Below are 14,613 nucleotides of genomic sequence, written 5' to 3'. Positions count from 1 at the left end.
GACAGGCCACCCTCAACCGCCGCGATCACACGCGAACGCAGATCCTCCGATATGGCTCTAACCATGCCTGCTGGCCTCCATATCCAGCAGACATGATGAATCAGATATTCTCGCCGATGGGAATCCCTCGCGATTCCATCAGGTCAGATTATGCTCTATCTTTGCGAGCCCGCCGCCAGCATAAGCCGGAATTGCCATCGACTGAGTGAAGTTGTCGACGAAGCCGCCGATGCTGAAACCGCGCAGACCTCTGAGTGACGGCATGATCCCATGATTGAGCATGTTGAAGAAATCAACGCCGAACTGCTGGACGGCGCGCGCCTGGATGACGAATTCGCCATTGGAAAGCCGGGCCAGGATCGAGTCCGTCGTCGGCCCGCCGGCACCGACGACATGGCCTCCGACGGCAAAACCGCCCTGCGAACCGCCACCGGACGAAGAACTGCTGTAGGACGATGCCTGCGCCCGCAGCTGCTGCGCCTGGGCGACGGCCGCCTGCAATGCCGAAATGATCTGCGCGATCTCACTGCGGATCTGGCTGGCGAGGCTGGAGACCGTGGCGGCAAGGTTGGCAAAGCCGCCCTGCACAAGGCTTTGAATGCCCGAGATGATGGTGCTGATCTGGCCGGGCAAGCTGGTGAAGGGCGCGGCGAACGCCTCGGCGGCGGCAGCGGCGCCGCTGGCGTCGATGCTGCCAAGCGCGTCGGAAACGCCGGATGCGGCATCCTGCGCCGCCGGTGCGATCTTGCCGACGTCGCCGACGATGCCGTCGACCGCGGCGGCTGCCGCATCCGGCCTGATCGCATCCGGCACCGCCTGGACGGAGTTGGTCACCTCGGTGGAGACGTTCTTCAGCTTGTCGGCGGCGGACTGGCCGCTGGCCGCAACGCCATCGAGCGCGGCCTTGGACTGGTCGGCGCGCCGTGCGACGCCGTCGACAACGTCGAAGACTTCCTTGGACAATTGCCCGCCAGGACCGCCGCCCCGGAAGACGGTGATCGTCTGGCCAAGCGCCTCGACCCTGCCCTTGGCTCCATCAGCCGCAGCGCCGGACTTGTCCAAGCCTGCTGCGGCATCGTTGCCGGCTTTCTGCGCAGCCGCACCATAGCCAGCGATGCCCCGCGCCGCCTGCGCCGCTGCAAACTGGGCATCCGTCATGCTGCCAGACAGAGTTTTCGTCCAGTCGTCGGCTTCACCCAACTTGTTGGAGAGATCGACCACCGGCTTGGTGGTATCGATAAGCTCTTGCGCCAGAGCGCCCAACTCAGGATGAGCAGCGCCCAGAGCAGCGATCTGCTTTGCATATTCCGCCCATCCAATTTTGCCGGTCTCGACCTGCTTGTTCAGCGCGTCGATCGCATCACCTGCGAATGGCAGTTGCTGGTCAAACAGTTGCAGGGCTGCCTTCGCGTTCTCCACCTCATTTGTCAGGCTGTCGGCCAAAGCGGGACGATTGTTACGCAGCGCAATGAGGGCCTGATCCTTCATCTGCTGCGTCATGGCAGCGACCTTGCGACCGGCCTCGTCGTAGGCGTTGCCAACCTTGCCGATCAGGTCGTCGTGGACGCGCAGCGCTGCCGTGGCTTCGTCGGTGCGGGTCGCCCATATGGCAATGCCGCCGGCCACGACGGTAAGCACCGCCAGCCATGGATTGGCGAGCAAGGCCCGGCTGAACAGCGACAATGCATTGATCGTATTGAAAATTGCGGTGCGCAGCACCTGGAAGCCACCGAGGATCTGCGTGATCGATGTCAGGATCAGCAATTCGCCACCTGTCAGAGATGTGCCGAACACCTTGTTGATCGCTTCGGTGACCAGGCCGGCCGACTTACGCAGGAGATCGAAGGCCGGGATGACGACGCCGTTGATCACATGCACCGCATCATTGCCGAAGCCGACGATGGCATCGCGCCATTCGACGATCCATTTGCCGCTGGCGCTGACGTCGGCATCGCGGCCGGAGAGAGCCGCAAAGAAGTCGGCGACGAGCTGCTTGCCCTTCGCTAACGCAATGTTGGCAAAGTCCAGAATTGCCGCCTTGTTGCGCAGGATGGTGTCGCGGAAGGCGTTGGCCCCGGCTGTGAAGGATGGCACGAAGATGAGGCCGATCTGCCGCGCCACGCCCCCTGCGGTTTTCTTCAGGTCGGTCAACGCGTCGTCGAAAGCCACTGCCGCCTTGATCTGGTCATCGCTGAAACCGATGCCAAGCTCGTCGAAATGCTTCTTGAGTTCATCGGCACCGGCGGCGCCCTGGTTGAGCAAAGGGATGAGCTTCGCGCCCTCAATGCCGAGCAGCTTGACCGCGACGGCTGACTTGAAGGCGCCATCTGGCAACTTTTTAAACGCATCGGCGACCTCTAGCAGCAACTGCTCGTTGGTCTTCAGCGTGCCGTCTGAATTCTCGACCGAGATGCCGAGGTCATCGAAGCCGGTCTTCGCCTTCGCCGCGCCTGCCTTGGCCTTGTCGCCAGCGCCCTTGGTGCTTTCGCCGAACCGCGTCACCTGGACATCGAGATCCTTGAAGGTCTCGATGCTGTAGCCGACGCCCTGCTGGATATCGCGCCCCATCTGCGCACCGGCCCTGCCAGCCTTGCTGGTTTCGTCGGCGGTTCGGATGATCTGCTTGTTGAAACTGCTCAGTGCCGTGCCGAGCTGCGACTGGCTGACGCCGACACTCTCGGCCGCGAATTGCCATTCCTGATAGGCCTTGGCAGAGAGGCCGGCCGCCTGCGCAGCGTTGTTGGCCTGGACAGCGGCTTCGGCTCCGGACTTGGCTAGAAAGAACAGCGCGGCTCCGATGCCATCGGCGGCGGCCTTCAGCGTGCCGAGCGCAATGACCGAGCGCGTGGCGAAGGTGCCGATGTCGCCGATCAAGAGGTAGATGTCGTGGCGGAAACCACCGAACTCAGCCCTTTTCGCTGCGTCCTGAATGCTGTCAATTGCCTTTTCGCCTTTCGATCCAAGCTTCTCCAATTCGGCGGTCATCGCTTCGCCACCGAGCAGCTTGATCAGAACATTGATTGCATTGCGTTCAGCCATCGGAATCTTCCCTTAAATCGATTTCGCCTAGATCAAACTCGACACCGCCGGCCCGCTCCTGGGCTTCGCCTTCCTGCTGTTGCAGCTTCAGCGCCTCAGCAGCCTGGCGCCGGATATGGTCCTTGATCTCTCGCAGCTTGCGGCGGACCGCCGGCTCACCGTCACGCGTCGCCGCCAAAAGCTCGCCTGCGAAGTTAGGTAGTTGCTCTATCGCTCGTACGATCGCTTCGCCGGCCCGCACCATCGCGTCCTCGACATGCTTGATGGGGACTAGGTTTTTGATCCGCTCCTCAAAGTCGAGACGCCGCAAGGCCGCTTCGTACCGGATCTTGTCGGCCGCGGGGCCGCCTTGCGGGGCTGACGAACGGCGCGCGCGCGCAGATGTCGCCGGCGTTGGCCCGCCGTCGAGCCGCGTGGCTTCGTTGGTCGCTAGGTCAAATGCGGCAAGCTCAACTTCGATCGTGCCGCCGCGGCCTGGCCTGGTCTGGATCGAACCCTCAGCCACCAGTCGCTTGACCCTTTTAGAAATCGCCGCTCGCGAAACACCACGGCGCCTGGCGATCTCGGTGAGGGGCAACCACAAGCCTGTTTCCTCGCCGTCAACCTCCGTCAACATGTCAACCATGCTGCACACCCCTCTGACTAGCGAACCCTCGGGCTACGCCGCCCCGCATACGCTTTTGGAGCGGGGAAGGACCCGCAAGGGGGTGGGGGTGGTGGCGCGCGTGGCGCAGGAGCCCGACGAATGCGGGGCTTCGAACCTTTTTATCCGTGCCAAGACATCCACCAAATTCCTGCCCGCGTCAATCTGCGGCTGACCCGACTGTCCCAACTCTAGCGACCCAAACTCGAAAGTTGGGACGCGGAAATGTTTAGCGATGTCAACGCTTTGACCCAGCTGTCCTAACTGTCCCAACTTAAAACAAAGGTCAGTAGCTAGAGCGGTCTGCCCTCGCTGCTGATCTCCCGCGCGCACGGGCACGCGAGCAGGTTGGGACAGTTGGGACGGTTGGGACACGACGTTGATTTTACTGCGCTTTTTCTGTCCCAACTTGGACATGTGTCCCAACTTTAAGTTGGGACAGTTCACGCTTGACCACCGGTTCATGGGTCGCCCCATTCGCTTCGCTGGCCTATCTGCTCGTCGAAGGCCTCGCGGCATTCCGCCAATGGCGGCAACTCGTATGCCCACGGCCTGGCGGTAACTCCCGGCTCGGCCTCGATCGTCTTCCTCACCCGCTTGCTGCCGGGAATGAGCTTCCTGATCTTCATGCCGAAGGCCACTCGCGCCTTGCGATAGCGGGTGCCGGTCTGCTCGGCTTCTCCGATATAGCCCTTGTAGAGCTTGTCGCACTCGACGAACTCGGGCCAGGTGTTGAAGCCGGGCACAACGCCGTCATGGAGGATGCCGTAGATGTACTGGTCGATGGCATCGAGCGAGTGGATCTTCTGCTCGAGCAGCGCCGACGTCTTCGGGATCTCGCGGAGATTCACCTTGGACAGGTCGAAGCTAAGCAGGTCGAACAGCAGGGCCTCGCGCCCGCCATCATCCATCTGCGCAGTCATCTCCGCAAAGTATTCGTGGTTTTGCATCGCGTGGCCGGCGACGTCGAAGCACGCGAAGCGCCTTTCCTCCTTGCCGGCGGGGATGACCCAATCCTCGTTGGACGTCATCATCAGGCGGATGTAATTGGGTAGCCTGATCGGGTCGACGCCCTTCGATTCCACCATCTGGCGTTCGCCGGTGATCAGGCCTCGCAGATGACCTTCGACGGCCTTGTCGCCTGCGAAGACCGCTTCGTCCGCTTGCAGGAAGAGGCATGACGCCATGTGGGCGTTGAACTGTCCGACGAGGTATCGCGGATTGTCGATCTGGAAATAGTGCGACTGGACCAGCGACCCGAAGACCTCGCCGACCTTGGTCTTGCCGGCGCCCATCGGGCCGCGCAGTACGATCGCCGTGCCGAGCTTCTGGCGCGGTTGCTGGAACATTTGGGCAAACCAGCCGAAAAGCCAGAGGTAGTTTTTCGGTGACCCGCCACAGATGTTGTTGAGCAGATGGTCAGCAAAAATATCGTAGCTGCCGCCGCGCTCGGGCTCGACGGAAAAACCTTGCCATAGGTTGTAGAAGCCCGGCGTGGATTCCGCCTCGACCGGATCAGGGCGAAACTCGATGCCGTTGAATTGGCGCCGCCGAGGGCTATCGAGCCAGGCATTGCCCCAGGTCTTCCACTTCTTGCCGCCATCTGCGGCCCGAACCTCGGCGTAGCGATTGCGATGCAGCATCATGAAGGCGTCGGATTTCAGGAATTGCAGGCGTTCTTCCGGGCTCGCATCCGGCTTTTCCCAAAGCACGACCACGGTGCTGCCGATCGGCACGACGGCGAATTGCTTATTCAGATCGTCGACGTCGAAGCCGTTATCGTCAGGCTCGATCTGGCCGGCGGCCGCCGCGGCAAGCGCGTCATATTCGGCTTGATCGTCTGGATGATCATCGCCAGGCCGCGCGCCCATGCGCTCAAGCGCGGACTTCGCTATCTCGACCTCTGGCCTATCATTCTTCCTGCCGGCCATACGCGATTATCCCGCGTTGGACACGGCGACGAATTCGCCAATGGTTTCAATGATGCCTGAATAACCGGTTGGACAACCTAAGCCATTGATTTTAAAGGAAAGATCAACTCCCCTTGGGCGTACCAGGACATATCAAGCACTTAGCTCTGATCAGCGGAAAACCGTCAAAATAGCGGTTAAAAGCTTGCGCCCCACCACCCTCGGTGCTGCGAGCCGCCTGATCGTGGAACGGATTCGTAACCCCCCAACCGTTATCACCAATTGACGAATCCCCCCAATTTAAGTCAGGCCGCGACGCTTGAAAGCATAGCGATTTCTGTTAGTTGCGGTGCGGGGTCGCATCCGCGGCAGCGCGGATTGTGGGTTGGGGTAGAGTTGGAATGGCCTCGGTGAAGATGATATGCCCGCACTGCCATGGCTGCGGCAAGGTTTTCGATTGCTCAAGATGGTGTGCGTCAAAAGGACATTGCTGTCCGCCAGGGACGCATCAGACCGGTTGCCCCGGGAAGACCCTCGCCTGCACCGAGTGTGGCGGCCTCGGGATGCTGGCGGAAACGGAGCTTAGGGCTGTCGTATAGCCTGGCTTCGGGCCGAACGGGATGAGGGCGGTTTCGCGTTGCGATTGTGCCCTGCATCATCTCGAAAAGCCCTCGACCTTGAACGCCAAGCCCCCTTGCACCGCCGCGCATCGCCAGGAATCGTTGCTTCTGGCGCCGCGGGGCTGATTGCATTAGCATCACGTCATGGATCTTGAAGCCCGGCTCAGGCGGCACGCAGAACGTCGGATGCCGGGCAAGGTCCGCACGGGCAGCTGATGTCGCGGGAGAGGCCAATGCAGAAACTGCAATCGCAGGGCGTTCATCACATCACGCTGGTCGGTGCCGGGCGCCAGACCTCAATCGATTTCTGGGAAGGCGTGCTTGGCATGCCGTTCATTTTCGAACAGCCCAACCTCGACAAGGCCAGCGAGAGCCATCTCTATTTTGATCCGGGCGACGGCCGGCTGATCACCGTCTTCACCGATGAGAGCCGTACGCCGCAGAAGCGGCGCACGCCGACCGATCCGGGCTGCGTCCATCACATCGCGTTTGCGGTGTCGCGCGTCACCTTCCTGCAGGCGGTCGCCCGGCTCGACGAGCGCGACATCAAGCACAGCGGCGTCAAGGATCGCGGCTTCATGGATTCGATCTATTTCGAGGATCCGCTCGGCCTGCTGATCGAACTCGCCTCCTACCGCTTCGAGCCGCCGGCGGGCTTTACCCATGCCGACGTCCTGATGGAAGCGCACAGGCTGCGCTTGGCGCGAGGCGACTACAATATCGCGGAAGCGCATCTCGCAGACGCGGTTCAGGTGCTCGTCGAGCGTTCCCGAGCAACCTTGTCGAATGACCGGACACCGAAGAATCCATACTGAACGGATCAGAGGGAGGAGCAAATGGCGAAGACAGCGAAGAGTGCGAAGAAACCCGCGGCGAAAGCAGCGGCCAAGCCGGCGGTGAAATCAGCGGCAAAGCCGGAGGCCAAGGCCACTGCCAGGCCCGATGCGAAGGCCAAAGCGAAACCGGCGAAGAAACCTGCCGTGAAGCTCAGCATGCTGAAGCCCAGCGTCAACAACATGACTGTACGGGTGTTCGCCCGCGCGGCCGGGCTGGATGCCGCCGAGACCGATGCCTGGGGCCATACGCGCTCGCCCGAATTCACCGCGCGAAACCCGTCCCATTTGACGCCGATGATCGAGGACAAGGGCCTTCCCAGAGGTGTGTTGTGGGAAAGCTGCGCCATCATGCAGTATCTCGCAAACAAGCACGGGCTGGAGAAATTCTACCCCAAGGCGCCGGCCAAGCGGGCCATGGTCGACAGCGCCATGTTCTACCTGGTGGGTACGCTCTACCCGTATGTGGCGCGCGCCACCTATCCGTTGCTCGGCTTCCCGCAATACGCCGGCGAGGTCGGCCACAGCGACGCCCACCCGGACAAGAAGTCCGAAGCGCAGAAGGCCGCCATGGCCGCTATCGCCGAGCCGCTGGAGGTCTTCCACAGCTTCTTCAGGGACGGCAAGCCGTTCATCGGCGGCAAGCATCCGTCGATCGCCGACATCCGGCTGGCGGCGACGCTCGAATTCCTGGCGGTCATCGACTACCCGCTGCCCAAATGGGCGAAGGAGTACATGGCGACGATCGAGAAGAAGCTCGGCAAGGCCTATGCCGAGCCAGCCGGCGACGTGCGTGGCTACATTGCCCATGTGAGGTCGCAGGCGAGGGCCTGAGGTTAAGGGTTCGTTAACCAAAGCCCTGTCTACTGTCGGGAATTCACCGTGCGACCACGGATGTACTGGCGCAATATCGGTGAAAGGAAAGGTCGGCTCATTGCCGGCCTTTTGCTTTTCGGCCTCATGCCGGAACATCACGGGACAGCGATCAGGCAACGCCAGAGCATCAACTTTTTGCGCCGGGATATTGTCATTGCCGGCGTTGGCTCTAACATCCCTTCCAGCGGGTCCGGCAAGGAATGTCGGCCAAGGAATGTCGGCTGGGAGCGAGATGAGGGCTTGCAATGAAAAGCATGGCGGCAACGCTGATCATCGCCGGCGGAATGCTGGTTGGCACACTCCTCCCGTCGCATGCCGCAACGCTCAACACGATGGATGATGTCGGGGCAGCGATTCAGGCGTGCTGGACGCCGCCGCCCGATGCCGGGGATTCGACCGTGACCCTGAGCTTCAGTTTCAAGCGTGACGGCACGCTGATCGGTGCGCCGCGGCCGACCGCCGCCAAGGTGGCCGGCGACGACAAGGCGCGGAAGTCGTTCATCGACGCGGCGGTCGCGGCGGTCAAGAATTGCACGCCGCTGACCTTTTCGCCGACGCTGGCTCAAGGCATAGGCGGCAACGTCTTCACGCTGCAATTCGTCTCGCCGAAGAAATAGCCGTTCTTGCAGGTTTTCCGGTTTGCGGGAGTGGCCGGCATAACCTGACGCCGATGGGGCCGGGAAAGCTCACATATATATCAACGCTCCAGCGACGGCATCCAGCTCTGCCGGGTCGGCTTTTCGGGAGGAGCCCCCGGTCAATGGCTCAAGCGCCGTACCTTGGCATGCCGTGCCAGGTCCGGTGTCTCGAAGACATAGTCGCTCCACGCGGATTCCGGGATTTGCCCGGCCAGATAGCACTCCAGCAACAGGTTTTGCTCGGGAGTGAGCGGCCTTGGCGCGCGCTCGTGATCCAGCCCCAGGGAATGAAAAAGGTTCCTTGTCAGTTCCGATACCGTGAAGTGGATCGACATCCGCGTTCTCCTTTGCCCCTTCAACGCCGCAACCCGGGCAAGGTTTCAGGAGCAGGCCCCGGTAACGACGGATTGATCGTTCGCCCGGTAAACAGCGCAAATGCACGGCGCGAAGTGCCACGGCCGGCTTCTTCAACGCTTGCGCGGACCCTGCCAGTAACTGGACGGAAGGTGCAGCGCCCTACACTCCGGGTATCGCCCAGCGGCAGTCGATCGAGGCCGGCAAGCGGCCGGTGCGCGTGGTCGGCCCGGCACTTCCCGGCTGAATGACCACCGGCGTCTCATATTCAGCGGTTGACCGGCAGCAAGGAGCCTGCCGCTTGCCCCGATAGAACCGTGATCTGCCTGGAACAGCCGCGTGCTTGCGGCGTTGTGATCGACACCAGCCAGGAGAGACGCCATGGCCACGTTCAGGGAAATGAGGGTTCTGGAGATTGTCGAGGACGGCTCACTGACCAAGGATGAGAAGATCGCTGAACTGCGCAAGATCGAATCCGAGGCACGCGGGCTGCAGCGAGCCGCGTCGGAAAGCCCGATGGGCGAAGATGATGGCTGGCAGGACGATTTGCGCCAGGTTCGGCTTGCGCTCGACAAACTAGGGGCAAAGGAGCCGAAGAAGGGCGCGGCATCGCTATAGGTGCGCTGTTTGCCACAAAGCTCTGGCGAATTGCGGGGGCCGTTCATTGTTTCGCGGAAACGAAGAACGGCTCCATCTCCTGGTTTCAAATAATTTTGGTCTCGAGCAATTCCGAGCGGAAAGCTGCTTTGCAGCTTTGCGAGGATTGCCCCAATGCATGTCGCCCAAAAGTGAACTCGGTTTTGGGAGAACGGCATGCATAAAAACAAAAACCTAAAGCGCGTCGCATGAATCCGTTTCGACGCGACGCGCTTTAGTCGCAGACCATGCGAACCCTTTCGCCTGGCGCGCTCACATTCCTGCAGGCCAGTTGCCTTTCCGGCCCGGAGGATGGCGGAGACGGCGGCGAAAGCCTCGTCTGGCGACGTCTCTGGATGGCCGGCTTCACGACCTTGCGTTCGGAAAACTGCCCGGGCTGCCGTGGCGGCACCGGAATGGCGCCATTGTCGACCTGCGGTTGGTAATCGACATTGGGCGGCGGCCGATCCCAGAAACGCCTGGCGTCCAGCGGTCGCGGGATGATGACCGTACCGTCATAGCTTCGCGAGCAGCCGCCGCCGAAAAGCAGCGTAACGCCCAGCAAGAAAGGCCCTATCCGTCCATACATTAGCAACACCCCTGCGCGGGCTTATAACGCGGCCTTGGTCCACCAGACAACCGGACGGAATAACGCAGCAGGAACCGCTCGGTTGCTCCGTTAAGGTTAGCGGATCGTTAATGCTTGTCGGGCACATTCCGCCGACGAACCGCGGAGGGAGGGTTCGACCTTGGGTTTCGGGGTGGGGACAGCATGGCGGAAGCGGACGAAGCAATCGGCGCGCGCGGCAAGGGCGGGGCAGGCAAGGCAACAGCGGACGGCGGCGACAGGTCATCGCGCACGCCCGACCTGGATTGCGCCGACGCGCTCCGCCAACTTGTCGAGCTGGGCTCGGACTGGGTCTGGGAAACCGACGACGAGCTGCGCTTTTCCTGGCTTTCGCCAAACTACCAGGCTGCCACCGGTATCGATCCAGCCAATGTGCTTGGCCGGTTCCGCTTCGATTTCCTCAACCAGGTCCTGAAGGGCAAGCGCAGCGCGGCAGCGCATCTGGAAGACCTGCAGGCGCACCGGCCATTCCGCGACTTCATCTACGAACTGAAGGGAGGCCGCGACGACTGCCGCTGGGTGCTGACGTCGGGCTTTCCACGGTTCGACAGTGAAGGAAAGTTTGCCGGCTATCGCGGCATAGGCCGCAATGTCACCGCGCTCGCCAGCGCCTTCGGAGACAGTGAGCCGAAGCAGGGCGAACGATTTTCTTCGGAAAGCCTCGCCAACCTTCGCGCGATGGTCGATTCAATGCCGATCGGCGTGGTCGTCCTCGATGCCGACATGCGTGCCGAGGTGATCAATCGCGCCTTCTATGATTTCTGGAAGATCGATCCCACTCGCGCCGGCATCGGCTCGGCCTTCCGCGATCTGATGGAGGCCAGCCGCGCCATCGATCCCCACGGCGCCGATGAAATTGCCTGGCAACGCCACACCGCCGAGCGCGAAGCCGAAATCAGGGCCGGCGTCGCCGGTTCCAGACGATTGCCCCACAATGACGGGCGCACGCTGGTCGCATCGCTGGCACCGCTGGCCGGCGGCAAGCGGCTCATTTCCTATGTCGACGCCACCGACATGAAGAGCCGTGAAACCGAGCTCGCCGACGCGCTGGAAAAGGCGCGGCTGGCGGAGGCGGTGATCAACGCGGTCGAGAATCCGATTTTCGTCAAGGACGATCATCTGAGGTTCGTCTTCGTCAACGAGGCGTTCGCGGCGCTGTTTGGCCAGACGCCGCAAGCCATGCTTGGCAAGCCTGGCGACGATTTCCTGAGCCCGGCCGAGGCCGCGCTCTTTGAACGCAGCGAACGGGAAGTCCTGTCGACCGGACAAATCTACGAAGTCGAGGAAAATTTCGAGGACCAAGGTGTCGCCCGCTCGCGCATCGTCCGGAAAAACCGCGTCCGCATGGCAAGCGGCCGCGACTATGTCGCCGGTTTTCTCTTCGACATCTCGGAGATGAAGCGGCGTGAGACCGAGGCGCAGGATGCGCGCAAGCATTTGGCCAGCGTGCTGGAATCGCTCCCGGCCGGCGTGATCATCTACGATCGCGATGACAATTTCGTCTTCGCCAACCGCAAGATGAAGGATGCGGTTCCGGAACTGGAGACGGTATGGCAACCCGGCCGCACCTTCCGGGAAGCGTTGGCATCCGGCAATTCCGCCGGTTATTTCCGGCAGAGCGGCGATCCGGAGCTCGACAAACTCTACGACAGCGATCCGCAGCGTTGGGTCGATGGGGTCCTCGCGCGGTGCCGCCTGCCCAGCGCGTCGTTCGAGCGTGTCAATCCCGACGGCAGCTGGCATCAGGTCTACGACATGCGCACCGATGACGGCACGTTCATCGGCGTGCGCGTCGACATCACAGGCATCAAGAGCCGCGAGGCGGCGCTGCGCGACTCGATGCGACAGATCGATCTCTTCCGGCACGTCATGGACGAGTTGCCGGTGGCAGCCTTCATCAAGGCCCAGGACCTCAGCATCGAATTCGTCAAAAAAGCCTGGTGCGCTATTACAGGCTTGGCCAAGGAAGACGTCATCGGCCGGACCGACCGCCAGCTGTTCGGCGCCGAGGCGGCGGAAAGCTACGGCCATGACGACACCGATGTCGTGGCGACCGGCAGCGTGCGCGAGGTCGAGGAGCCCGTCACCCATCGCGACGGCACGGTGCGGCAGCTGATGACGCGCAAAAGCCGCCTGGTGGCCATCGACGGATCGGTGCATCTGGTCGGTTCCAGCACCGACATCACCGAGGTCAAGGCACGCGAGCAGGTTCTGGAAGAGAGCATGCGCGAGAACGAGGTGTTTCGCAGCCTGATCGACAATGTGCCGGTGTCGATCTACGCCAAGCGCTCCGATCTCAGGCAGTTCTACGTCAACAAGGGCTGGTGTGATCTCACCGGCTTCAGCAAGGAAGAAGCGATCGGCAAGACCGATGTCGAGATCTTCGGGCCGGATGGCGAAGCCTTCGTGGCTGGCGATCTGGCCGTGCTGCGCACCGGCGAAACCCAGGAGATCGAGGAGACGGTGCGGCTTGCCGACGGCAGCGTCAGGCACCAGTTCGCACGCAAGGGCGCGATGATCGCCTCCGACGGTTCGCTCTACCTGATCGGTTCGACCACCGACATCACCGAGCTGAAGCAGCGCGAGGCGGAACTCAGCGAAGCGCGCCAGCGCGCCGTCCTCGCCGACCGCGCCAAATCGGAATTCCTCGCCAATATGAGTCACGAGATCCGCACGCCGATGAACGGTGTGCTGGGCATGGCCGAACTCCTTGCCAAATCCAATCTCGATGCGAAGCAGAAGACGTTCACCGACATCATCGTCAAATCGGGCAACGCGCTTTTGACGATCATCAACGACATTCTGGATTTCTCCAAGATCGATGCCGGCCAGCTGGTGCTGGACCCGGCGCCCTTCAACCTTGCCGAGGCGATCGAGGACGTGGCGACGCTGGTGTCGACACGCGCCAAGGAAAAGGATCTCGAGCTCATCGTGCGCATCGAGCCGGGGCTCGAAAGCCTGTTCATCGGCGATGTCGGCCGCATCAGGCAGATCGTCACCAACCTAGTCGGCAACGCGGTGAAATTCACCGACGAAGGCCATGTTCTGGTCGATGTGACCGGTGACAGGATCCCGACCGGAACCAGGTTGACGATTTCCGTCACCGACACAGGCATCGGTATCCCCGAGGACAAGCTGAAGCAGGTGTTCGAAAAATTCAGCCAGGTCGACACGTCCTCGACAAGGCGGCACGAAGGCACCGGGCTCGGCCTTGCCATCACCTCGCGGCTGGTCGAGCTGATGGGCGGCACAATCGGTGTCGAGAGCGCCGAGGGCAAGGGCTCGACTTTCTGGTTCACGGTGACGCTGCCCAGGGCCGAACAGCAGCATGGGCAGCGCATCATGCCGGTGGACGTCACGGGCGCGCGCGTGCTGATCGTCGACGACAATGCCGTCAACCGCGCAATCCTGACCGAGCAGATGACGTCATGGACGTTCGATTCCTGCGCGGCCGAAAGCGGCGCCGAGGGGCTGAAGGTGCTGATCGCCGCGGCCGCCTATGGCGTGCCCGTCGATTGTGTCGTGCTCGACTACCAGATGCCCGGGATGAGCGGCGCCGAAATGGCCCGCATCGTGCGCAACACCGAAGGCCTCGCCGACACACCGATCATCATGCTAACCTCGGTCGACCAGTCGCTCGCCAACACCAGCTACCGCGATCTCGGAATAGACGCCCAGTTGATCAAGCCGGCGCGCTCCTCGGCGCTTCTGGAAACGCTGGTCGGGACCATCCAGCGCCATCGCCATACGACGAACGGCAACGCCCAGCCGCCTGCAGACGAGGGCCTCGGCGCTTCCCAGCGGCCGCCGCTGGCGGCGTCCGAACAACGCTCGCAATTGCAGCCGCCGCCGGTTCGTCCGAGGCTTCCCGCCACGGGCGGTGGCGGACATCGGCTGGATATCCTCGTGGCCGAGGACAACGAGGTGAACCAGATGGTCTTCACTCAAATTCTCGGCGAGACCAGCTATGGTTTCGAGATTGTCGGCAATGGCCGCAAGGCGCTCGACGCCTTCGGCAGGCTCAATCCGTGCATGATCCTGATGGACGTCTCGATGCCGGAGATGAGCGGGCTGGAGGCGACCGCCGCGATCCGTCGGCTGGAACAGGAAACCGGCACGCATGTACCGATCGTGGGCGTCACCGCGCACGCGCTCAAGGGCGATCGCGAACGATGCCTGGAGGCGGGCATGGACGATTATCTGCCCAAGCCGATCAGCCCGAGGGCCCTGCTGGAGAAAGTCGAGCGCTGGATCAGCGCCGGCCAACAGGTCCAGCGCAACGCGGGATAGCACCGCGTCGGCCGGTTCCAGCAATCCGAAGAGGCGTTGCCGGAGGGAATCAGTCGGGATTTGCTGCTACCCCTGCGTGCAAAGACTATGGTGTGATCGCACCATATCAAAGGCGGTGCTTAGCCGGGACAATGGCAACATCGAAT

Annotated in this window: 11 protein-coding genes; 6 read left to right on the top strand and 5 right to left on the bottom strand. The window is 62.1% G+C overall.

Translation table 11 applies throughout. The annotated features are described in order from the left end of the window. Positions 1–138: 138 nt before the first annotated feature. The 3 genes from FJ958_RS12825 to FJ958_RS12815 form a co-directional block, all read right to left on the bottom strand. Complete coding sequence (locus tag FJ958_RS12825) at positions 139–3,039, bottom strand: hypothetical protein (protein ID WP_140743048.1); 2,901 nt, start codon at positions 3,037–3,039, stop codon at positions 139–141. Continuing rightward, positions 3,032–3,664: a MarR family transcriptional regulator gene (locus FJ958_RS12820; protein ID WP_140743046.1), complete on the bottom strand. Its 633-nt coding sequence runs from the start codon at positions 3,662–3,664 to the stop codon at positions 3,032–3,034. Before FJ958_RS12820 ends, FJ958_RS12825 begins: the two co-directional genes overlap by 8 nt. 479 nt (positions 3,665–4,143) lie before the next feature. Continuing rightward, the gene (locus tag FJ958_RS12815; protein WP_140743044.1) at positions 4,144–5,613 is read right to left on the bottom strand and encodes a primase-helicase family protein; all 1,470 of its coding nucleotides are present in this window, start codon (positions 5,611–5,613) and stop codon (positions 4,144–4,146) included. A gap of 832 nt (positions 5,614–6,445) precedes the next feature. Between FJ958_RS12815 and FJ958_RS12810 the strand changes: the two genes are divergently transcribed. Genes FJ958_RS12810 through FJ958_RS12795 form a run of 4 tightly spaced genes read left to right on the top strand, consistent with a single transcriptional unit; the run spans position 6,446 to position 8,538 of the window. Further along, positions 6,446–7,027 carry a VOC family protein gene (locus FJ958_RS12810; protein WP_140743042.1) on the top strand — a complete coding sequence of 194 codons (582 nt, stop codon included), beginning with the start codon at positions 6,446–6,448 and terminating at the stop codon, positions 7,025–7,027. Between the two features lie 21 nt (positions 7,028–7,048). Further along, positions 7,049–7,879 carry a glutathione S-transferase family protein gene (locus FJ958_RS12805; protein ID WP_140743040.1) on the top strand — a complete coding sequence of 277 codons (831 nt, stop codon included), beginning with the start codon at positions 7,049–7,051 and terminating at the stop codon, positions 7,877–7,879. Between the two features lie 60 nt (positions 7,880–7,939). After that, positions 7,940–8,170, top strand: a complete 231-nt coding sequence (locus tag FJ958_RS12800) for a hypothetical protein (protein WP_140743038.1) — start codon at positions 7,940–7,942, stop codon at positions 8,168–8,170. Then, positions 8,167–8,538, top strand: coding sequence for a cell envelope integrity protein TolA (locus FJ958_RS12795; RefSeq protein ID WP_140743036.1), 372 nt, complete (start codon positions 8,167–8,169; stop codon positions 8,536–8,538). The genes FJ958_RS12800 and FJ958_RS12795 overlap by 4 nt, the downstream gene beginning before the upstream one ends. A gap of 140 nt (positions 8,539–8,678) precedes the next feature. Here FJ958_RS12795 and FJ958_RS12790 read toward each other — a convergent pair whose 3' ends face one another. Next, positions 8,679–8,894, bottom strand: a complete 216-nt coding sequence (locus FJ958_RS12790; RefSeq protein ID WP_140699521.1) for a hypothetical protein — start codon at positions 8,892–8,894, stop codon at positions 8,679–8,681. Between the two features lie 400 nt (positions 8,895–9,294). Between FJ958_RS12790 and FJ958_RS12785 the strand changes: the two genes are divergently transcribed. After that, complete coding sequence (locus tag FJ958_RS12785; protein WP_140608882.1) at positions 9,295–9,531, top strand: hypothetical protein; 237 nt, start codon at positions 9,295–9,297, stop codon at positions 9,529–9,531. A 253-nt stretch (positions 9,532–9,784) separates the two neighbouring features. Here FJ958_RS12785 and FJ958_RS12780 read toward each other — a convergent pair whose 3' ends face one another. Beyond that, a complete protein-coding gene (locus FJ958_RS12780) occupies positions 9,785–10,114 on the bottom strand; it encodes a hypothetical protein (RefSeq protein WP_246679586.1) in 330 nt (109 codons plus the stop codon). A 207-nt stretch (positions 10,115–10,321) separates the two neighbouring features. On the opposite strand from FJ958_RS12780, the gene FJ958_RS12775 reads away from it, so the two are divergent. Further along, on the top strand, positions 10,322–14,467 hold the full coding sequence (locus tag FJ958_RS12775; RefSeq protein WP_140743032.1) for a PAS domain-containing protein: 4,146 nt from the start codon (positions 10,322–10,324) through the stop codon (positions 14,465–14,467). The last annotated feature ends 146 nt before the right edge of the window (positions 14,468–14,613 follow it).

The organism is Mesorhizobium sp. B2-3-5 (genome assembly GCF_006442395.1).
Taxonomy (GTDB): domain Bacteria; phylum Pseudomonadota; class Alphaproteobacteria; order Rhizobiales; family Rhizobiaceae; genus Mesorhizobium.
This window is presented reverse-complemented; position numbering and strand designations above follow the sequence as displayed.